A 24,551-nucleotide genomic window follows, 5' to 3' on the forward strand; every position below is an offset into this window, starting at 1 on the left:
TCCGCTGCCCTGATCTGCGGGTCCGCTACCCATCCGGTCTCTCCATTCTCATTTTCAACAGGCTCTCGGATGCCTATATTTGGCTGCGGTATGTGGCAGAACCCTCACAACCGGCATTCCCAGCCAAGCGCCCGACGCGGGACGCTGCTGGGCGTTCTGGCATGCGTCCTGGCGGTCTTAGTCCTCGGCATCGTGATCGGCCGGATCACCGTGCTGGGCAACGGCTCCAGTGAGGTCTACCTGCGCGACAACCAGCCGGCCGCCAAGGCGACCCCGTCGCCGCCGCCCCGCCACCGGCCCGGGCTGGTCCCGGTCGCCCCCGTGGGCGGCGAGGAGACGGTGACCTCCTCCTCGCACGGCGAGGCCGGCACCAGGCTGCCCCCGGTGAGCAGCCACGTCGCCGAGCTCGAAGAGAACGTGGTGTTCTTCGTCAACGAGGCCCGGGTCAACGCCGGATGCCCCAAGCTGCGGATCGACCACCGCCTGGTGGCCTCGGCCCGGCAACACTCCGCCGAGATGGCGGCGACCGGCAGGTTCGTGCACGAGTCGCCCGACGGCGCGAGCCCCTGGGACCGCATGACCCGTGCCGGCTACCGGCTGGGCGGCGCCGAGAACATCGCCAAGGGTTACCGGAACGCCGCCGACGCGGTGAAGAGCTGGCTGAACAGCCCCTCCCACCGGCGCAACATCCTCAACTGCCAGCTCACCGTGACCGGGGTCGGCGTCACCCTCGAACCCGGCGGGCCGTGGTGGACGCAGGACTTCGGGTATTCCTGACCCGGTCTGCGGTTAATCTCGAGGTCATGGGTTCCCCCGCCAGACGCCGGTTCGCCGGCGCCGTCCCCGCCGGTCTGGTCGCCACCCTGGTCATCGGCCTGGTCACCGGCTGCTCCGACGACGGCGGCGCCCCCGCCGCCACCACCTCGGCCGCGCCCAAGCCCAGCCTGCCCGTCGCCCCCGGCGGCACGTTCGGCTACGCCGCCTCGCGCGAGACCGACCCCGATCCCCTCACCCTGAACGAGATCTTCGGCCGGAGCCGGTTCAAGAGCAACGGCCGGTCCTACAAGATGACCGTCCGGGAGATGGAGAAGAAGGACTGCAAGGACGCGGTCACCGGCGAGAAGCTGCAGAAGGCCCTGAAGGCGGCCGGCTGCAACCAGCTCGCCCGCGCCAGCTTCCACGACGCCAAGGGCACCGTGATCGGCACCGTCGGCGTCGCCAACCTGAAGACCAGCAAGGGCGCCAAGAGCGTCGCCGGGGCCGGCGCCGGCAAGGAGCGCAAGGACTACCTGAAGCCCCTCGCGGGCGACGACGACCACACCAAGGAGCTCGGCGACGGCGAGGCCTACGCCGGCGGCTGGACCCACGGGCATTATGCGATTCTGCTCTGGTTCCAGTTCAAAGACGGCCACGCACCGAAGAAAGCCGAGCTCAAGCGCCTTTACCAGGCCGCCGTCGACATCACCGACGCCACCGTGTTCACCGCGCTCGACACCAGGTCAGTGCGGGGCGGCCGAGGCTAGCACGATGCGTAAACGCCCATAGCGGCACGACGATCTCGCGTGCGCCGATACGCTTCCGGGTATGCGTGGCCAGGATTCCGCCTCCGAGCACGACCACGAGGGCAAGGTGCCCCCGCCCAGTTTCGGGCAGTCAGCTCGTGACGAGAACTACCCGCAGCCCGGAGAGGGCTCCGGCAACGGCTGGTTCGCCGTCACGACGAGCCGCCCTGCCCAGCCGGAGTGGCCACCCGCTCCCGCCGCCCAACCCGCCGAGCCCCCGACATGGCCCCCCGCCCCGGCTCGCGAGCCCGCCGAGTCCGGCGGCTGGTTCACCCCCGAAGACGCGGAACGCTCCGAGGAACCCGGCCCGACGTGGCCGACGCCCCACTCGTGGCAGCCGCCCGCGCCGGTGACCGAGCACACCCCCGAGGCTCCCCCGACGGGCCACTTCGGCTTCCCTAAGGCCTCCTCCGACCCCGTCCAGGGCTCCGCCTGGCCCCCTCCGGTCTACGACCCGCAGACCGAGGAGACCCGCGACCCGAGGGCCCCGTGGCCGATCCCCGCCACCCCCGAGCCCGAGGCGGACCAGACGCCCCCGTCCGCGTGGCCGGCGTACGACCCGCAGCCCGAGGAGACGCGCGACACCCGGGCCGCCTGGCCGCCGAAGGGCGAGCCCGACACCGCCTGGCAACCGCCGCAGGAAGACGACACCCGGGCCGCCTGGCCGGCCCCCGTCTACGACCCGGGAACCGAGGAGACACGCGACACCCGCGCCGCGTGGCCGCCGAAAACCGACCCCGAGACCCCCGAGACCGCGTCCGCCTGGCAACCACCGCAGGAAGACGACACCCGCGACACCCGCGCCGCCTGGCCGCCGAAGACCGAGCCCGAGACGCCCGAGACCGCGTCCGCCTGGCAACCACCGCAGGAAGACGACACCCGCGCCGTCTGGCCGCCGCCCGTCTACTCCCCCGACACCGAGGAGACCCGCGACCGCGACGCGGCCTGGCCGGTCCCCGCCGCCTACGACCCGGAGACCGAGGAGACCCGCGACCACGGCAAGGCCGGGTCGTGGCCGCCCGCGCCGGCGCAGCAGTGGCCCGGATGGCCCGCCGCCCCCACCGCGGAGCCGCCGGCGCCGGCGGAGGAGCCCCCGGTCGCCGACGCCACCACCTCCGGTCTCCCCCCGCTCCCCGAATGGCCCGCCGCCGAGGCCGAGCGCCCGGGTGAGCCCGGTGACATCGCCGTCTGGCCGCCGCGCCTGCCGGGCGAGGAGTCCGCCGCCGCCCCCGCCGAGCCGGTCGAGTCCCACGACGACCCGCCCGTCTACCCGCGCCACTGGCCCGCGGCCGCCCCACAGGCCGACGCGCCCGCCGAGCCCGACACGGGGGCGGCCACCGTCCCGGGCGACCGCCCGGAGGCGACGCCGTGGCCGCCCGCCCAGCAGTGGGCCAGCGACACCGGCACCCCGTGGCCGTCGGCCGCGATCCCCGGCGAGGAGCCCGCCGAGACGACGATCCCGCGCGAGGAGCAACCGGCCTTCCAGGAGGCCCAGCAATCGTTCGGCGCGGTGACCGGCGCCGACGTCCCCACCGACCCGGAGATGCCGTTGCAGAAGGTCGACCCCAAGCCGGAGCAGACGCAGGAGAACCTGTTCACTCCCCCCGTGCCGCCGGCCGCGCCGGCGTCCCCGGGGCGAGGGTTCGAGAGCCTGGGCGCCGCGCCGGTGGCCGAGGGGATCGTCCACCCGCCGCTGCCGAAGGGCTACCGCCCGGCCGAGGCCGCCCCGATCACCGAGGTGCCCGCCAAGAAGAAGGGCGGCGGCGCCAGGAAGGTGCTGCTGGCCGGCGGCGCCCTCGTCGTGATCGCGGCCATCGGGGCGTCGGCCTACATGGCCTATTCGGGCGAGGAAGACCCGGGCGGCGAGGTCGCGGCTCCCCCGGTGACCAACGCCCCGGCCGCCCCCGGCGGCGAGGCCGACCCGGCGCCGACGGTCGAGGCGGCGATGCTCGACTCGGAGACGACCGACCCCCGCAAACTGACCCTCAACGAGGCCTTCCCCGACGTGAAGGTCAGCGTCAACGGCCGCACCTTCAAGCGCGTCAAGGTCGACATGACCGACGACTGCGCCTCGGCCGCCGCCGGCGCCTTCGCCCGGTCCCTGTCGGAGAACGACTGCCGCCGGGTGCTCCGCGCCACCTACGTCGACGGCAAGAAGCAGTACGCCGTCACCACCGGCATCGCCGTGCTGCCCACCAAAGACGCCGCCCTGGCCGTCGACCAGACCAAGAACCTCGGCAGCAACCTGTGGTTCCGCGGCCTCAACGGCGACCCCGACTCGGGCGCCGACCGGGTGGCGATCAGCGGCGGCTACGCCGCGGGCATGGTCTGGGGCCGCTACATCGTCTTCAGCTACGCCACCTACGCCGACGGCCACACCCCGGGCGAGAAGGAGAAGGATCTCGGCCCGGTCAGCGGGGCCTTCCGCGACCAGACGGCCGAGATCATCGAGAAGCGCGTCACGAGCTGAGCGTGCGCACCCGGCGGGTCATCTCCGCCCGGCCGGCGAGCTCGGCGTCGGCCGGGTAGCTGACCTCCTCCAGGGTCAGCCCGACCGCCGGAGCCACGTGCACGCCCGAGTCGCGCACCGCCCGGCGGAGCACCTGGCCCGGCCATTCGATGGGCTGCCGCCCGTCGCCGACCATCAGCAGCGACCCCACCAGCGCCCGGACCATCGAGTGGCAGAAGGCGTCGGCCACCACCGTCGCCGTCAGGAACGTCTCGCCGCGCTCCCACGACAACCGCTGGAGTTCGCGGATGGTGGTCGCGCCCTCGCGCTTCTTGCAGAACGCCGCGAAGTCGTGTTCGCCCAGCAGGGCCGCCGAGCCCGCGTTGAGGAGGCCCACGTCGAGGGAGCGCTGGTACCACAGGACGTCCTTGCGCCGCAGCGGGTCGACTCCCCCGGGATTGTCGCTCACGCGGTAGCCGTACCGGCGGGACAGGGCCGAGAAGCGGGCGTCGAAGCCGGGAGGGGCGACGCTGACGCGGTTCACCCGCACGTCGGGAGGCAGCACCCCGGCGAGCCGCCGCAGCAGCATGGCGGGTTCCTCGACGTCGTCGGCCAGATCGACGTGGGCGACCTGGCCCCGGGCGTGCACACCCGCGTCGGTGCGGCCCGCCACGGTCAGGGACGGGGGTTCGGGCAGGCGCAGGATGCGTCCCAGGGCGGCTTCGAGCTCTCCCTGGACGGTACGCCTGCCGGGCTGCTTGGCCCAGCCCGAGAAGTCGGTCCCGTCATAGCCCAGATCGAGCCGCAGCCGCATCGACACACCCCTTTGGTGAAAAAGAAACGGGTCCGGCGTCCCGTGGGACACCGGACCCGGAAACCCGAAGGATCAGGCCTCGTCGTCCTTCTTGGCCTCGGTCTCGGTGACCTCGGCCTCGTCGGCGGACGCCTCCGCCTTCGTCTCCTCGACCTCATCGGCCTTGGGCTCCGGCGCCGGGGCGGCGGCGGGCTCGGGGGCCTTGCGGGTCGTGGTGACGGCGTTCAGCGGCTCGGTGACGAGCTCGATGACGGCCATGGGAGCGGCGTCACCCTTACGCTGACCGATCTTGGTGATGCGGGTGTAGCCACCGGGACGCTCCGCGAAGCTGGGGGCGATCTCGGTGAAGAGGTGGTGGACGACGCCCTTGTCGCGGACGACGGTCAGCACCTGGCGACGGTTGTGGATGTCGCCCTTCTTCGCCTTGGTGATCAGCCGCTCAGCCAGCGGGCGCAGGCGCTTGGCCTTGGCCTCAGTGGTCTTGATCTTCCCGTGCTGGAAAAGCTGCGTCGCGAGGTTCGACAGGATCAGCTTCTCGTGCGCCGGGGAACCACCGAGACGGGCGCCTTTGGTGGGCTTGGGCATGACATGCTCCTTTGGATAACCCGCCCCGGCCGTATCAGGTACCGGGGTCGGGCCGATCTAAATGATCGTTCTATCTGGGAAAACTCAGTACTGCTCGGTCTCGATGAAGCCGCCGTCCTCGTCGTCGTAGCCGCCACCGGCGACAGCGGACGGGTCGAATCCGGGCGGGCTGTCCTTGAGCGCGAGACCCATCTCGTGCAGCTTCTGCTTGACCTCTTCGATGGACTTCGCACCGAAGTTGCGGATGTCCAGCAGGTCCTGCTCGCTGCGCGCGACGAGCTCGCCCACGGTGTGGATGCCCTCGCGCTTGAGGCAGTTGTAGGACCGGACCGTGAGGTTGAGCTCCTCGATCGGCAGCGCCAGGTCGGCCGCCAGGGCGGCGTCGGTCGGCGACGGGCCGATGTCGATGCCCTCGGCCTCGACGTTGAGCTCACGGGCCAGGCCGAAGAGCTCGACGAGGGTCTTGCCGGCCGAGGCCACCGCGTCGCGGGGCTTCATGCACGGCTTGGTCTCGACGTCGAGGATCAGCCGGTCGAAGTCGGTGCGCTGCTCGACACGCGTCGCCTCGACCTTGTAGGTGACCTTGAGCACCGGCGAGTAGATGGAGTCGATCGGGATGCGGCCGATCTCCTGGCCGGGCTGCTTGTTCTGGGCGGCGGAGACGTAGCCGCGACCGCGCTCGACGGTCAGCTCCATCTCCAGCTTCGCCTTGCCGTTCAGCGTGGCGATGTGGAGGTCGGGGTTGTGCACCTCGACACCGGCCGGGGGCGCGATGTCGGCGGCGGTGACCTCACCGGGGCCCTGCTTGCGCAGGTACATGACCACCGGCTCGTCGTGCTCGGAGGAGACGACCAGGTTCTTGAGGTTCAGGATGATGTCGGTGACGTCTTCCTTGACCCCGGGAACGGTCGAGAACTCGTGGAGCACACCCTCGATGCGGATGGAGGTCACGGCCGCGCCCGGAATGGACGACAGCAGCGTGCGCCGCACGGAGTTGCCGATGGTGTAACCGAAGCCCGGCTCCAGCGGCTCGATGACGAACTTGGACCGGTGCTCCTCGAGGGACTCCTCGACGAGACTGGGACGCTGTGCGATGAGCATGCGTGGTTCCCTTCACAGACGGCGGCGCCCGCTATTTGACACCGCTCGGCAACAACCATGATGCCGCACGATCCGGTCAAACCGGACCATGCGGCATCAAGGAGCACTACTTACTTGGAGTAGAGCTCGACGATGAGCTGCTCCTGGACCAGCGTGTCGATCTGCTGGCGGACCGGGAGCTGGTGCACGAGCACCCGCATGGCCTCGGGGGCGACACCCAGCCACGCCGGGACGGTCTTGTCACCGGCGGTGGCGCGGGCCACCTCGTAGGGCATGAGGTTGCGCGACTTCTCGCGGATCTCCACGATGTCGTGCTCGCGGACGCGGTAGGACGGGATGTCCACCTTCTTGCCGTTCACGGTCACGTGACCGTGGCGGACCTGCTGGCGGGCGGCGTCACGCGACTCGGCGAAACCGGCGCGGTAGACCACGTTGTCGAGACGGCTCTCCAGGATCTGGAGGAGGTTCTCGCCGGTCTTGCCGCTCTTGCGGTTGGCTTCCTCGTAGTAGTTGCGGAACTGCTTCTCGAGGATGCCGTAGATGCGGCGGGTCTTCTGCTTCTCACGAAGCTGGAGCTGGTACTCAGACTCCTTCGGCCGACCGCGACCGTGCTCACCCGGCGGGTAAGGACGGATCTCGATGGGGCACTTCGCGGACTCACACTTCTTGCCCTTGAGGAAGAGCTTGGTCTTCTCGCGGCGGCAGAGCTTGCAGTCCGCACCCGTGTAACGAGCCATTTTTTCTTATCTCCTGGACGTCAGACGCGGCGGCGCTTCGGCGGACGGCAACCGTTGTGCGGGACCGGCGTCACGTCCTGGATGGACCCGACCTCGAGCCCGGTCGCCTGGAGCGAACGGATCGCGGTCTCCCGGCCGGAACCGGGGCCCTTGACGAAGACGTCGACCTTGCGCATGCCGTGCTCCATGGCGCGGCGGGCGGCGTTCTCGGCGGCCATCTGGGCGGCGAACGGGGTGGACTTACGGGAGCCCTTGAACCCGACGTGGCCGGCGCTGGCCCAGGAGATCACGTTCCCGTTCGGGTCGGTGATCGAGACGATCGTGTTGTTGAACGTGCTCTTGATGTGGGCGTGCCCGTGAGCGACGTTCTTCTTTTCCTTGCGGCGCACCTTCTTGGGTGCGCCCTGGCGGCTCTTCGGCGGCATTTAAGCGCTATCTCCTGAAATGGGCTGCAGCTAAGGACTACTTCTTGCCGGGCTTCTTCTTGCCGGCCACGGTCTTCTTCTTGCCCTTGCGGGTACGCGCGTTCGTCTGCGTCCGCTGACCGTGGACGGGCAGGCCCTTGCGGTGCCGGATGCCCTGGTAGCAGCCAATTTCGATCTTGCGACGAATGTCGGCCTGAACTTCGCGGCGGAGGTCACCCTCGATCTTGAAGTTGGCCTCGATGTAGTCACGCATGGGCACGAGCTCGGTGTCGCTGAGCTGGTGCACCCGCAGGTCACCGGAGACGCCGGTGGCCTCGAGGATCTCGAGCGCACGGGTACGGCCGATGCCGTAAATGTAGGTGAGAGCGATCTCCAGCCGCTTGTCGCGGGGGAGGTCGACGCCAACCAGGCGAGCCATGGTCGGGCATTCTCCTTCGTTTCGCGGAGGTCCTGCGCCCCACGCCCCTCCCCAATGCCCGGGGTGAGGGCCCCGGCCTCCGACCGGGGGTCTCCCGCGTGGTTCACCCCGGAAAGGGGCGCCTTCGCGAGTGTGGCGCGCGATTACAGACCCGGCCCCGCACATGCGTCGAGTCCGTCACCCTGGACGGACTCAGCGGGGGCCGGTGGCGACTAGCCCTGACGCTGCTTGTGGCGCAGGTTGTCGCAGATCACCATGACTCGACCGTGCCGGCGGATCACCTTGCACTTGTCACAGATCTTCTTGACGCTCGGCTTGACCTTCATAGTCCTTAATCGTTCCTACTTGTACCGGTAGACGATCCGGCCGCGAGTGAGGTCGTAGGGGCTAAGCTCCACGACGACCCGGTCGTCCGGGAGGATGCGGATGTAGTGCATGCGCATCCTGCCGCTGATGTGGGCCAGGACCTTATGGCCGTTGTCGAGCTGCACCCGGAACATGGCGTTCGGGAGCGACTCGACCACAGTGCCCTCGATCTCGATGGCGCCGTCTTTCTTGGCCAAAAGTTCCTCACGTTTCACTGATGCTCGGTCGTCTGAGGCTTCGGAACACTAATCAGCCGCGACCTTCAGGCGTACAGAGAGCGGCGGCGGCAAGGCCGCCACGCAAAAGGTCATAGTGAACCGACAAAGGAGTGTACGGCAACCCGGTGCGGAACGCGAAACGATCTCGCAGAACGGGCCCTCGTACACAACCGCATTCCAGGATAGCGCAAAACCGGGCCCACCCGTCCGGCACCGCCGACATGCCGGATCGGGTGGGCCCGGTGGCTTCGCGCCCGGGCGGCCCGCTCAGCCGGGACGCCCGGTGGCCGAGGGACTCCCACCCGGCCGACAAAGATCACCTACCCGGCGACAACCCGGTCAACGAGCCCGTAGGGCAAAGAATCCGCATGAAGACGAAAAGCGAACCGCAGCCGCCCCTCGGCCGTCCACGGTCCGCGCCAGGAATCTGCCCAATAGACCAAGAATCTGCCCAACAGACAGGGCCCGTCCTTGTCAGGACGGGCCCGCATCTTCAGGTGCCGCACGACTCAGAAGGCGTCGTTCCAGCCGCCGCAGTCGTCGAACCGGCTGGTGCCCTCGCAGACCCGGAAGTCCACGTCCTTCACGAAGCCCTTCTTGAAGCCGAAGAACTTGTCGAAGTCGCCGTGGCCGAAGGAGGTGTTCTTGAACCACTTGGTGTGGCTCTTGCCGAAGCGGTCGGTGTAGCGGTACCAGACGTACGACCACTGGCGGTCGCGGTCGGTGTCGAAGAGGTCGCCGTAGAACCAGTACTGGTTGCCGCTCTTGGTCCAGTAGCCCTTGAAGTAGGAGCGGTGGCTCTTCTCGAACTTGTCGCCCCAGTGCGAGTAGTAGGGGCCGAAGAAGTGCTTGGACGAGGCCGCCGCGGCGGAACCGGTCGCAGCCGTCGCGCTGGCGGCGGCGGGGGCGGCCATGGCGCCGGCCATGAGACCGGCGGCGAGGGCGGTGCCGGCGAGAACGCGGGGGAGCTTGCGCATTTGTCTGTCCTCCAGTGAGACCTTCCGGGGATGCTGCTCATCTCCGGACACCGCTCACATTAGGAAGGCACAACCCGCCGTTCTGTGGACGAATGCACACTCGACCGCGAGCGTGCACAACGGCACATTCAGGACCCCAATTCCCGCTTTTTATCGCCATTCTGACTTTGGGTGAGCGTGGCGATGAGCAGCCCGATCCCCCACGGCCCCATCACCCACAACGGCCACGGATAGACCAGTTCGCCCTGCGAGATCCACAGGATGAGCCAGATCGCCCAGTTGATCCCGCCGACGAAGAGCCAGCCGCCCCACGCCGCCTTCAGGTTCGCCGGCGCCCCCGGGGCCTGCGGTTTCACCGGCTCGGGACGCGCCGGGAGGTTCTTCAGGTCGATGTCCGGCAGGTCTCGCGTGAGCACCCGGAGCTCACCGAACGTCTTGGCGGCGTAGGCCGCCTCCAGTCGCTCGCCGAACTCCTCGGCGTTCAGCCGCCCTTCGACCATGTGCTCACGAAGGGCGGCCGCGACCTTCTCCCGGTCGGCGTCGGAGGCGCGCATCTCCGGATTGAATGCCATGGCCGAACCTCCAAATGCGTCTTTTTACCAATTATGTAGTGGCAAGCCGTTCTTTGCCGCCGTCGAGAGCCGTCAGAACGAGCGGGCCTTCCGCGGTGACCGCCACGCTGTGCTCGAAATGCGCCGACGCCTTGCCGTCCTGGGTGACGACCGTCCAGTCGTCGGCCAGCACGCGGGTCTGGTCGGTGCCGAGGTTGACCATCGGCTCGATCGCCAGGCACATGCCGGCCTCCAGCTTCGGCCCCCGGCCCGGCTTGCCGTGGTTGGCCACCCACGGGTCCATGTGCATCTCGGTGCCGATGCCGTGGCCGCCGTACTCCGTGGGGATGCCGTAGCGGCCCTGGGAGCGCACGTAGCGCTCGACCTGGTGGCCGATGTCCGACAGGTGGGCGCCGACCTTCAGGGCCCGGATGCCGGCCCACATCGACTCCTCGGTGACCCGGATCAGCTCCAGCAGCTTCGGGTCGACCTCCCCTACCGGGACGGTGACGGCCGAGTCGCCGTGCCAGCCGTCGAGGATCGCGCCGCAGTCGATGGAGATGATGTCGCCCTCACGGAGCGGCCGGGCGTCGGTGGGGATGCCGTGCACGACCTCCTGGTTGACCGACGCGCAGATCGTCGCCGGAAAGCCCTGGTAGCCCTTGAACGAGGGGATCGCGCCCTCGTCCCTGATCGCCTTCTCGGCGATGGCGTCGAGGTCGAGCGGCGTCATGCCGGGCTCGACCGACCGCCTCAGCAGGTCGAGGGTGCGCCCGACGACGAGGCCGGCCGCGCGCATCTTGGCGATCTGCTCGGGCGACTTGATCTGAATCCCGTGCTTGTTCTTCCGAAACATCCCTTAGGCACCCCTTGGGTGGATCAACTTTCAGGGGCAATCGCCCGATTCAATACATTGTTCCCTACGCGCCATGGAATCTGCCCGGCAGCAGGAACGCCACCCCACGTAGATCCGTGGGGTGGCGTTCCGATCGGGTCTTACGATCTAGCTTTCGTCTTCGGCTTGATCGCGCGTGAACTTGCGCAGTTCGCCCATCGCGCGAGCGGTGACCTCCTCGACGGGGCCCGTCGCGTCGACGCCCCGGAGGATGCCCTCGTCGGCGTAGAAGTTGATCAGTGGCGACGTCTGCTCCTGGTAGACCTCCAGGCGGTGCCTGATGGTCTCCTCACGGTCGTCGTCACGCTGGAACAACTCGCCGCCGCAGGCGTCGCAGACGCCGTCCTTCTTGGGCGGGTCGAAGTCGACGTGCCAGACCTTGCCACACGAGCGGCAGGTGCGACGGCCGGCGAGGCGGCGGACCACCTCGTCGTCGTCGACCACGAGTTCCAGCACCAGGTCGAGCCCGGAGCCCAGGTCAGCCAGCATCTTCTTGAGGACCTCGGCCTGCGCCACGTTCCGCGGGAAACCGTCGAGCAGGAAACCGTCCTGCGCGTCGTCTTCCGCGAGGCGACCGCGGACCATCGCGATCGTGACCTCGTCGGGAACCAGGTCCCCGCGGTCCATGTAGGTCTTGGCCAGCTTTCCGAGCTCCGTGCCACCCGACACGTTGGCGCGGAAAATGTCACCTGTCGAGATTTTCGGGATCGACAGATGTGATGCGATGAACTGGGCCTGCGTCCCCTTGCCCGCTCCGGGGGGCCCGACCAGGACGAGACGCACTATCTCAGGAAGCCCTCGTAGTTGCGCTGCTGGAGCTGGCTCTCGATCTGCTTCACCGTGTCGAGACCGACACCCACCATGATCAGAATGCTCGTTCCTCCGAACGGGAAGTTCTGGGTAGCGCCGGCCAGCGTGAGGGCGAAGATCGGGACCATGGAGATGAGACCCAGATACAGCGACCCTGGCGCGGTCAACCGGGTGAGCACGTAGTTCAGGTACTCGGCGGTCGGCCGGCCCGGACGGATGCCCGGAATGAACCCACCGTACTTCTTCATGTTGTCGGCGACTTCAACGGGGTTGAAGGTGATGGACACGTAGAAGTACGTGAAGAAGACGATCAGGAGGAAGAAGGTCGCCATGTAGATCGGGGTGTCGCCGGAACCGAAGTTCTGGGCGATCCACTCGACCACGACGTTGCTCTCCTGGCTGTTGGCGAACAGCGTCACCAGCAGCTGCGGCAGGTAGAGCAGCGAGGAGGCGAAGATGACCGGGATGATGCCGGCCTGGTTGACCTTCAGCGGGATGTAGGTCGAGGTGCCGCCGTACATCCGGCGGCCGACCATGCGCTTGGCGTACTGCACCGGGATGCGGCGCTGGGCCTGCTCCACGAAGACGACCGCGGCGATCATGAAGATGCCGACGATCATGACGATCGTGAAGGTGAAGGCGCCCTTCTGCCGGAAGATGTTCATCAGTTCCGACGGGAAGACCGCGATGATCTGAGTGAAGATCAGGATCGACATGCCGTTGCCGACGCCGCGGTCGGTGATGAGCTCACCGAGCCACATGATGACGGCGGTACCCGCGGTCATCGTGATGACCATCACGACGACGGTGAAGATGTCGTCGTTGAGCAGGATCGGGAGATCGTTGGCGGAGGTGCCGAACAACTGTCCGGACCGAGCCAGCGCGACGAAGGCCGTCGACTGGAGAACCGCCAGTCCGATGGTGAGATACCGGGTGTACTGTGTGATCTTCGCAGTGCCCGCCTGGCCCTCCTTCTTGAGGGCTTCGAGGCGAGGGATCACGACAGTCAGCAGCTGCAGGATGATGCTGGCCGTGATGTAGGGCATGATGCCCAGCGCGAACACTGAAAGCTTCAGCAACGCGCCGCCACTGAAGAGCTGGACCATCCCGTAGATGCTGCTGAGTTCGCTAGATTGAGCCGCTTCCAGAGCCTTACGGGCGTTCTCGGTGTTCACACCGGGCGTCGGCAGCACCGAGCCCAGGCGGAAAATCACAATGATACCCAGGGTGAAAAGCAGCTTCTTGCGCAGGTCCGGCGTCCGGAATGCCCGGGTAAGAGCGGTTAGCACGGTCCCTCCTGCGCGCCAGAGACGCGGTAACGGTGAGCGATGGTGCGGGGGTCGTCCATCGGCAGGTCTTCTTGCGGGTCTTACCAAAACAGCGGGTCTTACAAATGACAAACGAGCGGTTTGACAGTGAGACTCGGCTAACTGTCCAGCGAACTCTAACGCACTACGGGCGCGGAGGCTCATAACGAGCCCCCGCGCCTCGTGATGCGTGAGGCCTACAGCTCCGTGGTGGAGCCGCCGGCCGCGGCGATCTTCTCCTTGGCGCTGGCGGAGAAGGCGTGCGCCTGCACGTTCAACGCCACGGAGATCTCGCCGGTTCCGAGAACCTTGACCAGTTCGTTCTTCCGGACCAGACCGTTCGCCACCAGGTCGGCGACGGTCACGTCGCCACCGGAGGAGAAGACCTCGCCCAGCTTGTCAAGGTTGACGACCTGGTAGGTCGTCTTGAACAGGGAGTTGGAGAAGCCCTTCAGCTTCGGCAGCCGCCGCTGGAGCGGAACCTGGCCACCTTCGAAGCCGAGAGGCACGGTGGTACGGGAGTGGGAACCCTTCGTACCACGACCGGACGTCTTGCCCTTGGAGCCCTCGCCGCGGCCCTTGCGGACCTTGGCCTTGTTGGCACCCGGGGCGGGACGAAGGTCATGAATCTTCAGCGGTGCGTTCTCAGTCATGACTAGTCGACCTCTTCAACCTCGACGAGGTGCGTCACGACGGCGACCATCCCGCGGATCTCGGGACGGTCCTCCTTCACGACGACGTCGCCGATTCGCTTCAGGCCAAGCGAACGCAGCGAGTCACGCTGGTTCTGCTTGCCGCCGATCTTGGACCGGGTCTGCGTGATCTTCAGGCGGGCCATGTTCAGCTCCCCGCCTTCGCAGCGGCGGCGGCCTCGGCCAGACCCTCGGCGCGCGCCTTGAGCATCGCCTTGGGGGCGACGTCCTCGATCGGCAGACCACGGCGGGCGGCGATCTCCTCGGGGCGCGAGAGGCCCTTCAGAGCCGCCACGGTGGCGTGCACGATGTTGATCGGGTTGTCCGAGCCGAGCGACTTGGACAGCACGTCGTGGATCCCGGCGCACTCCAGGACCGCGCGCACCGGGCCACCCGCGATGACACCGGTACCGGGCGAGGCCGGACGCAGCAGGACGACGCCGGCGGCGTCCTCCCCCTGCACGGTGTGCGGGATGGTGCCCTGGATGCGCGGCACCTTGAAGAAGTGCTTCTTGGCCTCCTCGACACCCTTGGCGATCGCCGCGGGCACCTCCTTGGCCTTGCCGTAGCCGACCCCGACGAGGCCGTTGCCGTCGCCGACGATGACCAGCGCGGTGAAGCTGAAGCGCCGACCACCCTTGACGACCTTGGCCACGCGGTTGATCTTCACGACGCGCTCGATGTACGAGACGCCCTTCTCCTGGGCGCCACCGCGGCGATCGTCACGACGTTCCCGCCGCTCGCCACCGCCGCCGGCACCCCGACGCGGAGCTCCAGCCATCAGTGGTTCCTCTTCTCATTGCTCATAGGACGGGTCATCAGAAGCTCAACCCGCCTTCACGGGCGCTGTCCGCCAGGGCCGCGATGCGACCCGCGTAGCGGTTGCCACCGCGGTCGAAGACGACCGAAGTGATCCCGGCGTCCTTGGCCCGCTGAGCGAGAAGCTCGCCGACCTTCTTCGCCTTCTCGGTCTTGTCGGCCTCAAGGGAACGCAGCGAGGAGTCCATGGTGGACGCGCTCACGATCGTGTGACCCTTGCCGTCGTCGACGATCTGCACGAACAGGTGCCGCGCGGACCGGTTCACGACCAGGCGCGGACGCTCCTGCGTGCCGACGACGTTCTTCCGCACACGGCGGTGGCGGCGGGCTCGCGAAATGGCGCGAGCGGCGCTGTGCTTGCCGTACTTCGCAGCCATTACTACTTACCAGCCTTTCCGACCTTCTTGCGGACGACTTCGCCCTGGTAGCGCACGCCCTTGCCCTTGTACGGGTCGGGCTTGCGCAGCTTGCGGATGTTGGCCGAGACCTCGCCGACCTTCTGCTTGTCGATCCCGTCCACGTGGAACAGGGTCGGCTTCTCGACGCGGAAGGAGATGCCCTCCGGCGCGTCGACGATCACCGGGTGGCTGAAGCCGAGCGAGAACTCGAGCTGCGTCGGGCCCTTGGCCTGAACGCGGTAGCCGACGCCGACGATCTCCAACGTCTTCGAGTAACCCGCGGTCACACCGGTCACCATGTTGGCGATCAGGGTGCGGGACAGGCCGTGCAGCGCACGGACCTTGTTCTCGTCGTTGGGACGGGTGACGGCGAGATTGCCGTCGTCACCGCGCGAAACCTCGATGGGCTCGGCGACGGTGTGAGAAAGCGTGCCCTTCGGGCCCTTGACCTGGACACTCCGGCCGTCGATCGTGATGTCGACACCGCTCGGTACAGGGATGGGCAGCCGTCCGATTCGCGACATGCTGTGGTTCCTCCCCTCTTACCAGACGTAGGCGAGGACTTCCCCGCCCACTCCGCGCTTGCCGGCCTGCTTGTCGGTCATCAGGCCGCCGGACGTCGAGATGATCGCGACGCCCAGCCCGCCCAGGACTCGGGGCAGGTTGTCCTTCTTGGCGTAAACCCGCAGGCCGGGCTTGGAAACCCGGCGGATGCCGGCGAGCGAACGCTCACGGCTCGGGCCGAACTTCAGCTCCACCACGAGGTTCTTTCCGACCTTGGCGTCTTCGACGCTCCAGGACTGGATGTAGCCCTCCTGCTGGAGGATCTCGGCGATGTGCGCCTTGATCTTCGAGTACGGCATGGTCACGGTGTCGTGATACGCCGAGTTCGCGTTACGCAGACGCGTCAGCATGTCTGCGATCGGGTCGGTCATCGTCATGATCGATGGCCCTCCTCGCCGCGGTTTCCCAAAAATGAAGGGGACCTACGGCGTAGTGATGCTCTGGAATTACCAGCTGGACTTGGTGATGCCGGGCAGCTCGCCCCGGTGCGCCATCTCGCGGAAGCACACGCGGCACAGGCCGAACTTGCGGTAGACGGCGCGCGGGCGGCCGCAGCGCGAACAACGAGTGTACGCCCGGACCTCGAACTTCTGCTTGCGGGCCGCCTTGACCTTCAGTGACGTCTTCGCCATTTGGATCAGGCCTCCTTGAACGGGAACCCGAGCAGCTTCAGCAGCGCGCGGCCCTCGTCGTCTGTGCGGGCGGTCGTGACGACCGTGATGTCCATACCGCGCTGCCGGTCGACCTTGTCCTGGTCGATCTCGTGGAACATGACCTGCTCGGTGAGACCGAAGGTGTAGTTGCCGTGCCCGTCGAACTGCTTGGGCGACAGACCACGGAAGTCGCGGATACGCGGCAGGGCCAGCGACAGCAGGCGGTCGAGGAACTCCCACATGCGGTCGCCGCGCAGCGTGACGTGCGCGCCGATCGGCATGCCCTCACGCAGCTTGAACTGCGCGATGGACTTGCGGGCGCGGACGACGGCCGGCTTCTGTCCGGTGATGGCGGTGAGGTCGCGGACCGCGCCCTCGATCAGCTTGGAGTCGCGAGCGGCCTCGCCGACGCCCATGTTCACCTTGATCTTGGTGAGACCCGGGGTCAGCATGACGTTCTCGATGCCGAACTGCTCGCGCAGCTGGGCCGCGATCTCCTCGCGGTACTTCTGCTTGAGACGGGGGGTCACCCGCTCAGCGGTCTGGGCAGTCACTTGGCGTCCTCGTCCTTCGGCTTCTCGTCATCCTTGAGCTTCTTGACGTTGCTCACGTGGATGGGGGCCTCCAGGGTGGTGACGCCGCCTTCCTTGGCGCCGCGGGGACCCTGGTTGGTCTCCTTCGAGTGCTTCTTGATCATGTTCACGCCGGCGACGATCACGCGATCCTCGGTCGGCAGCGCGGCGATGACCCGGCCCTTGGCGCCCTTGTCCTTGCCCGCGATGACCTGAACCAGGTCACCCTTCTTCACGTGCAGCTTCCCCATTTAGAGCACCTCCGGCGCCAGCGAGATGATGCGCATGAACTTCTTGTCACGCAGCTCGCGGCCGACCGGGCCGAAAATACGCGTGCCCCGGGGGTCGCCGCTGTCCTTGATGATGACCGCGGCGTTCTCGTCGAACTTGATGTACGACCCGTCCTGACGGCGGCGCTCCTTGACGGTGCGGACGATGACAGCCTTGACGACGTCACCCTTCTTCACACCGCCGCCGGGGATCGCGTCCTTGACGGTGGCGACGATGATGTCGCCGATCCCGGCGTAGCGACGCCCAGAGCCACCGAGAACGCGGATGCAGAGGATCTCCTTGGCACCCGTGTTGTCGGCGACCTTGAGTCGCGACTCCTGCTGAATCACAGCTGAACTCCTGATGTGTCGTGCCGGTTCTCAGGGCGGGCCCTGAGCCTGGCCGAACCTACATGTCTTGTCCCTCGGCGCCAGACGAACCGCCGCCGCGGGCGAACCTCCCGTAGACGAGAGGCTCCTTGGACACCGTCATGGGGGCCGGGCCGAAGCACGGCCCCCACGAGGCGCGATCGCGTTATATTACTTGGCCCGCTCGAGGATCTCGACCACACGCCAGCGCTTGGTCGCCGACAGCGGACGGGTCTCCATGAGGAGGACGCGGTCGCCGACGCCGGCGGTGTTCTCCTCGTCGTGGGCCTTGTACTTGGTCGTACGGCGGATGACCTTGCCGTACAGCGGGTGCTTCACGCGGTCCTCGACGGCGACGACGACGGTCTTGTCCATCTTGTCGCTGACGACCAGGCCCTCACGGGTCTTGCGGTAGTTCCGCGCGGTCTTCTCGGTGGTCTCGACGTTCTCAGTTGTTTCAGCCATCGCTCGGCTCCTTCTCGACCGTGACGATTCCAAGCTCGCGCTCGCGCATCACGGTGTAGATACGGGCGATCTCGCGGCGGACGGCGCGCAGCCGCCCGTGGCTCTCCAACTGACCGGTCGCAGCCTGGAAGCGGAGGTTGAACAGCTCCTCCTTGGCCTCCTTGAGCTTCTGGACGAGCACCTCCCCGTCCTCCACGCGCAGCTCACCGGCGGTCAGGCCCTTAGCCATCACGCCTCACCCACTTCACGCTTGACGAACCGGCACTTCATGGGCAGCTTGTGCATCGCGCGGCGCATCGCCTCACGGGCGATGGGCTCGGCGACACCCGACAGCTCGAACATGACGCGACCGGGCTTGACGTTGGCGATCCACCACTCGGGCGAACCCTTACCGGAACCCATTCGCGTTTCCGCGGGCTTCTTGGTGAGGGGACGGTCGGGGTAGATGTTGATCCACACCTTGCCGCCACGGCGGATGTGCCGGGTCATGGCGATACGAGCCGACTCGATCTGGCGGTTGGTCACGTAGGAGTGCTCAAGCGCCTGAATGCCGAACTCGCCGAACACGACCCGGGTGCCGCCCTTGGCGGCGCCGCTGCGGTCAGGCCGGTGCTGCTTGCGGTGCTTGACCCTGCGCGGGATCAGCATGGTCAGCTCCCTTCAGCACCCGGCTGCTCCGCCGGGCCGGTCTCGGGGGCGGCCTGGGCGGCCGCCTCATTGCGGGGGGCGCGGTCGCCACGACCGGCACCGGCGCCACGGCGCGGACGGTCGCCGCCGCCACGACGGGGACGCTCGGCGCCGCCGCCACGACGGTCGTTGTCACGACGCTGTCCACCGGCGCGGGCGCCGGCAGCGGCGGCCTCACGCTCGGCGCGGCTGGTCGGGGCCTCGCCCTTGTAGATCCAGACCTTCACGCCGATGCGGCCGAAGGTCGTCTTGGCCTCGTAGAAGCCGTAGTCGATGTCGGCGCGGAGCGTGTGCAGGGGCACGCGGCCCTCGCGGTAGAACTCCGAGCGCGACATCTCCGCGCCGCCCAGACGACCCGAGCACGCGACCCGGATGCCCTTGGCGCCGCTCTTCATCGCCGACTGCATCGCCTTGCGCATGGCGCGACGGAACGAGACACGGCTGGAGAGCTGCTCGGCCACGCCCTGCGCGACGAGCTGCGCGTCGATCTCGGGGTTCTTGACCTCGAGGATGTTGAGCTGAACCTGCTTCTTGGTCAGCTTCTCCAGGTCGCCGCGGATGCGGTCGGCCTCCGCACCACGACGGCCGATGACGATGCCCGGCCGGGCGGTGTGGATGTCGACCTGGACGCGGTCGGTCGTGCGCTCGATCTCGACCTTGGAAATGCCGGCCCGCTCCATGCCCTTCTGCAGCATGCGGCGGATCGCCACGTCCTCGGCGACGTACGACTTGTAGAGCTTGTCGGCGTACCACCGGCTCTTGAAGTCGGTCGTGATGCCGAGGCGGAACCCGTGCGGGTTAACCTTCTGACCCACTAGCGGGCCCTCCCCTTCGGCTCGCGGGACTCCACGATCACGGTGATGTGGCTGGTCCGCTTGTTGATCCGATAGGCGCGACCCTGGGCGCGGGGGCGGAACCGCTTGAGCGTCGGGCCCTCGTCGACCCACGCGCGGCTCACGACCAGCGTCTCGCGGTCGAGCTTGAAGTTGTGCTCAGCGTTCGCGATCGCGGACGAGAGGACCTTGTAAACGGTCTCGCTCGCCGCCTGCGGCGCGAACTGCAGCACGGCCTGCGCCTCCGAAGCGCCCAGGCCGCGAATGAGGTCCACCACGCGGCGGGCCTTCCGGGGCGTGTGGCGCGCGTACCGCGCCTGTGCCCTGGCTTCCATCGCTGTCTCCTATTGCTTTCGAAGGACGCTTACCGCCGGCTGCGGCGGTCTTCCTTGACGTGGCTGCGGAAGGTCCGCGTGGGCGCGAACTCGCCGAGCTTGTGGCCGATCATCGACTCGGTGACGAACACCGGGACGTGCTTGCGGCCGTCGTGGACGGCGATCGTGTGACCGAGCATGTCGGGCACGATCATGGAGCGCCGCGACCACGTCTTGATGACGTTCTTGGTGCCCTTCTCGTTCTGGGCGTCCACCTTCTTCTGAAGGTGGTCGTCCACGAAGGGACCCTTCTTAAGGCTACGTGGCATTTCGGCTGCTCCTACCGCTTCTTCCTCTTGCTCCGACGCCGGATGATCAGGCGGTCGCTGGCCTTGTTGGCCTGGCGGGTGCGGCCCTCGGGCTTGCCCTTCGGGTTCACCGGGTGGCGACCACCGGAGGTCTTGCCCTCACCACCGCCGTGCGGGTGGTCGACCGGGTTCATGGCGACACCACGGACGGTCGGGCGCTTGCCCTTCCACCGCATACGGCCGGCCTTACCCCAGTTGATGTTGGCCTGCTCGGCGTTGCCGACCTGGCCGATCGACGCCCGGCAGCGGATGTCGACCTGGCGCATCTCGCCGGACGGCATACGCAGCGTGGCGTACATGCCCTCCTTGGCGAGGAGCTGGATCTGCGCGCCGGCGCTGCGGCCGAGCTTGGCGCCACCACCCGGACGGAGCTCCACCGCGTGGATGAAGGTACCGGTCGGGATGTTGCGGAGCGGCAGGCAGTTGCCCGGCTTGATGTCGGCGCCGGGGCCGTTCTCGATGCGGTCCCCCTGCTTGATGCCGGTCGGCGCGAGGATGTAGCGCTTCTCACCGTCGGCGTAGTGCAGCAGAGCGATGCGGGAGGTGCGGTTCGGGTCGTACTCGATGTGAGCGACCTTGGCCGGGATCCCGTCCTTGTCGTGGCGTCGGAAGTCGATGATCCGGTACGCCCGCTTGTGGCCGCCACCCTGGTGCCGGGCGGTGACCCGCCCGTGGACGTTACGGCCGCCCTTGCTGTGCAGGGGGGCAAGCAGCGACTTCTCGGGCGTGCTGCGCGTGATCTCGGAGAAGTCCGAGACGCTCGCGCCGCGGCGACCGGGGGTCGTCGGCTTGTATTTACGGATGCCCATCTTTTTCGTTCATCCCTGTCTAATTGCCGTGCCTCCGGCACGGCGGGTTTGGCCGCTTTCAGCGGGTGTCTTCCCTCGTCGCTCCGGGTCGCTTCGCTCCCCTGCGCTCCTCAGTCCAGACACCCGCGCGGCCAAACAACCACCTACACGTCTGGCCTACCGCAACGAGTGCGGTCTGCCCTTATCAGCCGATCTGGCCGAAGATGTCGATGCGCTCGCCTTCCGCAAGGCTGACGATCGCGCGCTTCGTACCCGGACGCTGGCCGTAGCCGAAGCGGGTGCGCTTGCGCTTGCCCTGGCGGTTAATGGTGTTGACGCCGGTGACCTTCACACCGAAGATCTGCTCGATGGCGATCTTCACCTGCGTCTTGTTCACACCCTGCTTGACCAGGAACGTGTACTTGTTGTGCTCGTCGATCAGGCCGTAGCTCTTCTCGGAGACGATCGGCTTGATGATGATGTCGCGCGGGTCGGTGATCTTGTCCATCAGGCGTCTTCCTTCCCGCTCTTCTCCAGGCGGGCCACGACGTCGTCGTAGGCCTCCTTGGTGAAGACGACGGCGTCGCTGCACAGCACGTCGTACGTGTTGAGCTGGCCGGCGTCCAGGAGGTGGACCTCCGGGGCGTTGCGCAGGCTCAGCCAGGTGAGCTCGTCGTGCTCGGTGACGACCACGAGCACGCTGCGCGAGCCGGTGATCTTACGGAGCGCCTCGAGGGCGGTCTTGGTCTTGGGCGTGTCGCCGGTGACCAGCGAGCTGACGACGTGCACGAGGTTGCCGCCGGCCCGGTCCGACAGGGCCTGGCGCAGGGCCGCGGCCTTCATCTTCTTGGGCGTGCGCTGCACGTAGGAGCGCGGCTGCGGACCGTGGACGGTGCCACCGCCGGTGAACTGCGGCGCGCGGGTCGAACCCTGACGGGCCCGGCCGGTGCCCTTCTGGCGGTACGGCTTCTTGCCACCGCCGGACACGTCGCCGCGGGTCTTGGTGGCGTGGGTGCCCTGGCGGCGAGCCGCGAGCTGGGCCACGACGACCTGGTGGATCAGCGGCACGTTGACCTTGGCGCCGAAGATGCTCTCGGGCAGGTCGACGGTGTCGCCGGTCTTGGCGCCGCTCGCGTCGAGGACGTCAATGGTGCTCACTTGGCAGCCCCCTTCTTGGCAGCGGTGCGGATGAGGACCAGGCTGCCGTTGGCGCCGGGGATCGCACCCTTGATCAGGATGAGGCCCTTCTCGGCGTCGACGGCGTGCACCTTCAGGCTCTGGATGGTGGTGCGGACGTTGCCCATCCGACCGGCCATGCGCAGGCCCTTGAAGACGCGGCCCGGGGTGGCGCAGCCACCGATGGAGCCGGGCGAGCGGTGCTTGCGCTGGGTACCGTGCGAGGCGCCCAGGCCCTTGAAGCCGTGACGCTTCATGACACCCGCGAAGCCCTTGCCCTTGCTCTTGCCGGTGACGTCCACGAACTGGCCGGCCTCGAAGGTGCCGGCGGTGACTTCCTGGCCGAGGGTGTACTCGGAGGCGTCGTCGGTGCGGACCTCGACGAAGTAACGGCGCGGGGTGATGTCGTGCTTGCGCAGGTAGTCGCCCAGCGGCTTGTTCACCTTGCGCGGGTCGATCTGACCGAAGCCGAGCTGGATGGCGGAGTAGCCGTCACGCTCGGGAGTGCGGACCCGGGTCACCACGCACGGACCGGCCTCCACGACGGTGACCGGGACGATCCGGTTGCCGTCGTCGAAGACCTGGGTCATGCCGAGCTTCTTGCCCAGGACGCCCTTGATCTGGTTAGCCATGTCAGTGCGTTCCCTCAGAGCTTGATCGAGATGTCGACGCCGGCAGGCAGGTCGAGACGCATGAGCGAGTCGACGGTCTTGGGCGTCGGGTCGATGATGTCAATCAGCCGCTTGTGCGTACGCATCTCAAAGTGCTCGCGGCTGTCCTTGTACTTGTGCGGCGAACGGATCACGCAGTACACGTTCTTCTCGGTCGGCAGGGGCACCGGGCCCGCGACCTTGGCGCCCGTACGCGTCACCGTCTCGACGATCTTCTTGGCCGAGCTGTCGATGACCTCGTGGTCATAGGCCTTGAGCCGAATGCGGATCTTCTGTCCCGCCATAATGGCCTCGGTGTCCTTCGCTGTCGTCTGAACAAGTAACGTGCGGCAGGTTGCCGCTATGTGTCCGTGATCCGGCAGTCACTTCGGAGGCCCGAAGCGGCTGCGGGATCACGGCGGGTGAAGCAAGGTGATGGCCGGGTCCTTGGGGACCCGGCCATCGGGTACTACTTGATGATCTTGGTGACGTTGCCGGCGCCGACGGTGCGGCCACCCTCGCGGATGGCGAACTTGAGGCCGTCCTCCATCGCGATGGGCTGGATGAGCTGGACGGTCATCTCGGTGTTGTCACCGGGCATGACCATCTCGGTGCCCTCGGGCAGGTTCACGACACCGGTCACGTCAGTCGTACGGAAGTAGAACTGCGGACGGTAGTTGTTGAAGAACGGCGTGTGGCGGCCGCCCTCGTCCTTGCTCAGGATGTAGACCTGGGCCTCGAACTCGGTGTGCGGGGTGGTCGTGCCCGGCTTGATGATGCACTGGCCGCGCTCGACGTCCTCGCGCTTGATGCCACGGAGGAGCAGACCGACGTTGTCACCGGCCTGGCCCTCGTCGAGGAGCTTGCGGAACATCTCGACGCCGGTGACGGTCGTCGTGGTGTGCTTCTCCTTGATGCCGATGATGTCGACGGTCTCGTTGACCTTGACGATGCCGCGCTCGATACGGCCGGTCACGACGGTGCCACGACCGGTGATCGAGAACACGTCCTCGATCGGCATCAGGAACGGCTTGTCGATCGCGCGGGTGGGCTCCGGCACGTTCTCGTCGACGGCGGTCATGAGCTCGATGATCGAGTCGCCCCACTTCTCGTCGCCCTCGAGCGCCTTGAGCGCCGAGACGCGGACGACGGGCAGGTCGTCACCGGGGAACTCCTGAGCCGAGAGCAGCTCGCGGACCTCGAGCTCGACGAGCTCCAGGATCTCCTCGTCGTCGACCATGTCGGCCTTGTTGAGGGCCACGACGATGTAGGGCACGCCGACCTGGCGGGCGAGGAGCACGTGCTCCTTCGTCTGCGGCATCGGGCCGTCGGTGGCGGCCACGACCAGGATCGCGCCGTCCATCTGCGCCGCACCCGTGATCATGTTCTTCACGTAGTCGGCGTGACCGGGGCAGTCGACGTGAGCGTAGTGACGCTGCTCGGTCTGGTACTCGACGTGCGCGATGGAGATGGTGATGCCGCGCGCCTTCTCCTCGGGAGCCTTGTCGATCTTGTCGAACGGGGTCGCCTCGTTGAGGTGCGGGTAACGGTCGTGAAGCACCTTGGTGATCGCCGCGGTCAGAGTGGTCTTGCCGTGGTCGATGTGCCCAATGGTGCCGATGTTCACGTGCGGCTTAGTCCGCTCGAACTTGGCCTTGGCCACTGCTCTGTCTCCTTAGAGATTTCTGACTTGACTTCAATCGCACGGTCCCACCGGCC

Annotated in this window: 38 protein-coding genes; 3 read left to right on the forward strand and 35 right to left on the reverse strand. The window is 67.5% G+C overall.

Annotated features, from left to right (window positions below; translation table 11 throughout):
• The first annotated feature begins 192 nt into the window (after nucleotides 1–192).
• From QSK34_RS18140 to QSK34_RS18150, 3 genes are all read left to right on the forward strand, one after another.
• Nucleotides 193–777, forward strand: a complete 585-nt coding sequence (locus tag QSK34_RS18140) for a CAP domain-containing protein (protein ID WP_285585455.1) — start codon at nucleotides 193–195, stop codon at nucleotides 775–777.
• Between the two features lie 26 nt (nucleotides 778–803).
• Nucleotides 804–1,523 (forward strand): hypothetical protein, encoded by a 720-nt coding sequence (locus tag QSK34_RS18145; RefSeq protein ID WP_161482566.1) that lies wholly within the window; start codon nucleotides 804–806, stop codon nucleotides 1,521–1,523.
• 61 nt (nucleotides 1,524–1,584) lie between these two features.
• Nucleotides 1,585–4,032: a hypothetical protein gene (locus tag QSK34_RS18150; protein WP_285585456.1), complete on the forward strand. Its 2,448-nt coding sequence runs from the start codon at nucleotides 1,585–1,587 to the stop codon at nucleotides 4,030–4,032.
• Here the strand turns inward: QSK34_RS18150 and truA are convergent.
• The 35 genes from truA to tuf all read right to left on the reverse strand — a co-directional run bounded on the left by truA (nucleotide 4,022) and on the right by tuf (nucleotide 24,495).
• A complete protein-coding gene (truA, locus tag QSK34_RS18155) occupies nucleotides 4,022–4,825 on the reverse strand; it encodes a tRNA pseudouridine(38-40) synthase TruA (protein ID WP_285585457.1) in 804 nt (267 codons plus the stop codon). The two genes, QSK34_RS18150 and truA, sit on opposite strands and share 11 nt — an antisense overlap.
• A gap of 72 nt (nucleotides 4,826–4,897) precedes the next feature.
• On the reverse strand, nucleotides 4,898–5,410 hold the full coding sequence (gene rplQ / locus QSK34_RS18160; RefSeq protein WP_285585458.1) for a 50S ribosomal protein L17: 513 nt from the start codon (nucleotides 5,408–5,410) through the stop codon (nucleotides 4,898–4,900).
• 84 nt (nucleotides 5,411–5,494) lie between these two features.
• Nucleotides 5,495–6,511, reverse strand: a complete 1,017-nt coding sequence (locus QSK34_RS18165) for a DNA-directed RNA polymerase subunit alpha (protein ID WP_030451474.1) — start codon at nucleotides 6,509–6,511, stop codon at nucleotides 5,495–5,497.
• 110 nt (nucleotides 6,512–6,621) lie between these two features.
• A complete protein-coding gene (gene rpsD / locus QSK34_RS18170) occupies nucleotides 6,622–7,248 on the reverse strand; it encodes a 30S ribosomal protein S4 (RefSeq protein ID WP_030451475.1) in 627 nt (208 codons plus the stop codon).
• A 20-nt stretch (nucleotides 7,249–7,268) separates the two neighbouring features.
• Entirely contained in the window at nucleotides 7,269–7,673 is a 405-nt protein-coding gene (gene rpsK / locus QSK34_RS18175) for a 30S ribosomal protein S11 (protein ID WP_020542285.1), read from the reverse strand.
• 37 nt (nucleotides 7,674–7,710) lie between these two features.
• Nucleotides 7,711–8,091 (reverse strand): 30S ribosomal protein S13, encoded by a 381-nt coding sequence (gene rpsM / locus QSK34_RS18180; RefSeq protein ID WP_030451476.1) that lies wholly within the window; start codon nucleotides 8,089–8,091, stop codon nucleotides 7,711–7,713.
• A gap of 212 nt (nucleotides 8,092–8,303) precedes the next feature.
• Nucleotides 8,304–8,417 carry a 50S ribosomal protein L36 gene (gene rpmJ / locus QSK34_RS18185; protein WP_003956441.1) on the reverse strand — a complete coding sequence of 38 codons (114 nt, stop codon included), beginning with the start codon at nucleotides 8,415–8,417 and terminating at the stop codon, nucleotides 8,304–8,306.
• Nucleotides 8,418–8,432: 15 nt separating this feature from the next.
• Nucleotides 8,433–8,654, reverse strand: a complete 222-nt coding sequence (gene infA, locus QSK34_RS18190; protein WP_030451477.1) for a translation initiation factor IF-1 — start codon at nucleotides 8,652–8,654, stop codon at nucleotides 8,433–8,435.
• Between the two features lie 530 nt (nucleotides 8,655–9,184).
• Nucleotides 9,185–9,652, reverse strand: coding sequence for a hypothetical protein (locus tag QSK34_RS18195; RefSeq protein ID WP_161482562.1), 468 nt, complete (start codon nucleotides 9,650–9,652; stop codon nucleotides 9,185–9,187).
• Between the two features lie 128 nt (nucleotides 9,653–9,780).
• Nucleotides 9,781–10,224, reverse strand: a complete 444-nt coding sequence (locus tag QSK34_RS18200) for a DUF1707 SHOCT-like domain-containing protein (protein WP_285585461.1) — start codon at nucleotides 10,222–10,224, stop codon at nucleotides 9,781–9,783.
• Between the two features lie 31 nt (nucleotides 10,225–10,255).
• Nucleotides 10,256–11,059 (reverse strand): type I methionyl aminopeptidase, encoded by an 804-nt coding sequence (gene map / locus QSK34_RS18205; RefSeq protein WP_285585462.1) that lies wholly within the window; start codon nucleotides 11,057–11,059, stop codon nucleotides 10,256–10,258.
• Nucleotides 11,060–11,206: 147 nt separating this feature from the next.
• Entirely contained in the window at nucleotides 11,207–11,881 is a 675-nt protein-coding gene (locus QSK34_RS18210; RefSeq protein WP_285585463.1) for an adenylate kinase, read from the reverse strand.
• Nucleotides 11,881–13,197 carry a preprotein translocase subunit SecY gene (gene secY, locus QSK34_RS18215; protein ID WP_030451482.1) on the reverse strand — a complete coding sequence of 439 codons (1,317 nt, stop codon included), beginning with the start codon at nucleotides 13,195–13,197 and terminating at the stop codon, nucleotides 11,881–11,883. The genes QSK34_RS18210 and secY overlap by 1 nt, the downstream gene beginning before the upstream one ends.
• 215 nt (nucleotides 13,198–13,412) lie before the next feature.
• A complete protein-coding gene (gene rplO / locus QSK34_RS18220; RefSeq protein WP_030451483.1) occupies nucleotides 13,413–13,868 on the reverse strand; it encodes a 50S ribosomal protein L15 in 456 nt (151 codons plus the stop codon).
• Between the two features lie 2 nt (nucleotides 13,869–13,870).
• A complete protein-coding gene (rpmD, locus tag QSK34_RS18225) occupies nucleotides 13,871–14,053 on the reverse strand; it encodes a 50S ribosomal protein L30 (protein ID WP_030451484.1) in 183 nt (60 codons plus the stop codon).
• Between the two features lie 2 nt (nucleotides 14,054–14,055).
• Complete coding sequence (gene rpsE / locus QSK34_RS18230; RefSeq protein WP_030451485.1) at nucleotides 14,056–14,688, reverse strand: 30S ribosomal protein S5; 633 nt, start codon at nucleotides 14,686–14,688, stop codon at nucleotides 14,056–14,058.
• Nucleotides 14,689–14,725: 37 nt separating this feature from the next.
• On the reverse strand, nucleotides 14,726–15,103 hold the full coding sequence (rplR, locus tag QSK34_RS18235; RefSeq protein ID WP_161482558.1) for a 50S ribosomal protein L18: 378 nt from the start codon (nucleotides 15,101–15,103) through the stop codon (nucleotides 14,726–14,728).
• Between the two features lie 2 nt (nucleotides 15,104–15,105).
• Nucleotides 15,106–15,648 carry a 50S ribosomal protein L6 gene (gene rplF / locus QSK34_RS18240; RefSeq protein ID WP_030451487.1) on the reverse strand — a complete coding sequence of 181 codons (543 nt, stop codon included), beginning with the start codon at nucleotides 15,646–15,648 and terminating at the stop codon, nucleotides 15,106–15,108.
• Nucleotides 15,649–15,666: 18 nt separating this feature from the next.
• A complete protein-coding gene (gene rpsH / locus QSK34_RS18245; protein ID WP_030451488.1) occupies nucleotides 15,667–16,065 on the reverse strand; it encodes a 30S ribosomal protein S8 in 399 nt (132 codons plus the stop codon).
• Between the two features lie 69 nt (nucleotides 16,066–16,134).
• Nucleotides 16,135–16,320: a type Z 30S ribosomal protein S14 gene (locus QSK34_RS18250; protein ID WP_030451489.1), complete on the reverse strand. Its 186-nt coding sequence runs from the start codon at nucleotides 16,318–16,320 to the stop codon at nucleotides 16,135–16,137.
• Nucleotides 16,321–16,325: 5 nt separating this feature from the next.
• The gene (gene rplE, locus QSK34_RS18255) at nucleotides 16,326–16,895 is read right to left on the reverse strand and encodes a 50S ribosomal protein L5 (protein ID WP_030451490.1); all 570 of its coding nucleotides are present in this window, start codon (nucleotides 16,893–16,895) and stop codon (nucleotides 16,326–16,328) included.
• Complete coding sequence (gene rplX / locus QSK34_RS18260) at nucleotides 16,892–17,155, reverse strand: 50S ribosomal protein L24 (RefSeq protein WP_202610623.1); 264 nt, start codon at nucleotides 17,153–17,155, stop codon at nucleotides 16,892–16,894. Before rplX ends, rplE begins: the two co-directional genes overlap by 4 nt.
• A 9-nt stretch (nucleotides 17,156–17,164) precedes the next feature.
• A complete protein-coding gene (rplN, locus tag QSK34_RS18265) occupies nucleotides 17,165–17,533 on the reverse strand; it encodes a 50S ribosomal protein L14 (protein WP_030451492.1) in 369 nt (122 codons plus the stop codon).
• A 189-nt stretch (nucleotides 17,534–17,722) separates the two neighbouring features.
• A complete protein-coding gene (rpsQ, locus tag QSK34_RS18270) occupies nucleotides 17,723–18,016 on the reverse strand; it encodes a 30S ribosomal protein S17 (protein WP_030451493.1) in 294 nt (97 codons plus the stop codon).
• A complete protein-coding gene (rpmC, locus tag QSK34_RS18275; RefSeq protein WP_030451494.1) occupies nucleotides 18,009–18,245 on the reverse strand; it encodes a 50S ribosomal protein L29 in 237 nt (78 codons plus the stop codon). Before rpmC ends, rpsQ begins: the two co-directional genes overlap by 8 nt.
• Complete coding sequence (gene rplP, locus QSK34_RS18280; RefSeq protein ID WP_030451495.1) at nucleotides 18,245–18,664, reverse strand: 50S ribosomal protein L16; 420 nt, start codon at nucleotides 18,662–18,664, stop codon at nucleotides 18,245–18,247. Before rplP ends, rpmC begins: the two co-directional genes overlap by 1 nt.
• A 2-nt stretch (nucleotides 18,665–18,666) precedes the next feature.
• Nucleotides 18,667–19,518, reverse strand: a complete 852-nt coding sequence (gene rpsC, locus QSK34_RS18285; protein ID WP_030451496.1) for a 30S ribosomal protein S3 — start codon at nucleotides 19,516–19,518, stop codon at nucleotides 18,667–18,669.
• Nucleotides 19,518–19,871: a 50S ribosomal protein L22 gene (gene rplV / locus QSK34_RS18290; RefSeq protein WP_030451497.1), complete on the reverse strand. Its 354-nt coding sequence runs from the start codon at nucleotides 19,869–19,871 to the stop codon at nucleotides 19,518–19,520. The genes rpsC and rplV overlap by 1 nt, the downstream gene beginning before the upstream one ends.
• A gap of 29 nt (nucleotides 19,872–19,900) precedes the next feature.
• Nucleotides 19,901–20,179, reverse strand: a complete 279-nt coding sequence (gene rpsS, locus QSK34_RS18295) for a 30S ribosomal protein S19 (RefSeq protein ID WP_030451498.1) — start codon at nucleotides 20,177–20,179, stop codon at nucleotides 19,901–19,903.
• An 11-nt stretch (nucleotides 20,180–20,190) separates the two neighbouring features.
• Complete coding sequence (gene rplB / locus QSK34_RS18300; RefSeq protein ID WP_030451499.1) at nucleotides 20,191–21,027, reverse strand: 50S ribosomal protein L2; 837 nt, start codon at nucleotides 21,025–21,027, stop codon at nucleotides 20,191–20,193.
• 184 nt (nucleotides 21,028–21,211) lie between these two features.
• Entirely contained in the window at nucleotides 21,212–21,514 is a 303-nt protein-coding gene (gene rplW / locus QSK34_RS18305) for a 50S ribosomal protein L23 (RefSeq protein WP_062337777.1), read from the reverse strand.
• A complete protein-coding gene (gene rplD, locus QSK34_RS18310; RefSeq protein WP_285585469.1) occupies nucleotides 21,514–22,164 on the reverse strand; it encodes a 50S ribosomal protein L4 in 651 nt (216 codons plus the stop codon). The genes rplW and rplD overlap by 1 nt, the downstream gene beginning before the upstream one ends.
• The gene (gene rplC / locus QSK34_RS18315) at nucleotides 22,161–22,814 is read right to left on the reverse strand and encodes a 50S ribosomal protein L3 (protein WP_062337781.1); all 654 of its coding nucleotides are present in this window, start codon (nucleotides 22,812–22,814) and stop codon (nucleotides 22,161–22,163) included. Before rplC ends, rplD begins: the two co-directional genes overlap by 4 nt.
• Before the next feature lie 14 nt (nucleotides 22,815–22,828).
• A complete protein-coding gene (gene rpsJ, locus QSK34_RS18320) occupies nucleotides 22,829–23,137 on the reverse strand; it encodes a 30S ribosomal protein S10 (protein ID WP_012887830.1) in 309 nt (102 codons plus the stop codon).
• 164 nt (nucleotides 23,138–23,301) lie between these two features.
• Nucleotides 23,302–24,495 carry an elongation factor Tu gene (gene tuf / locus QSK34_RS18325; protein ID WP_030451503.1) on the reverse strand — a complete coding sequence of 398 codons (1,194 nt, stop codon included), beginning with the start codon at nucleotides 24,493–24,495 and terminating at the stop codon, nucleotides 23,302–23,304.
• Between the last annotated feature and the right edge of the window lie 56 nt (nucleotides 24,496–24,551).

The sequence above is a fragment of the Herbidospora sp. NBRC 101105 genome, from assembly GCF_030269205.1.
Lineage (GTDB): Bacteria > Actinomycetota > Actinomycetes > Streptosporangiales > Streptosporangiaceae > Herbidospora > Herbidospora solisilvae.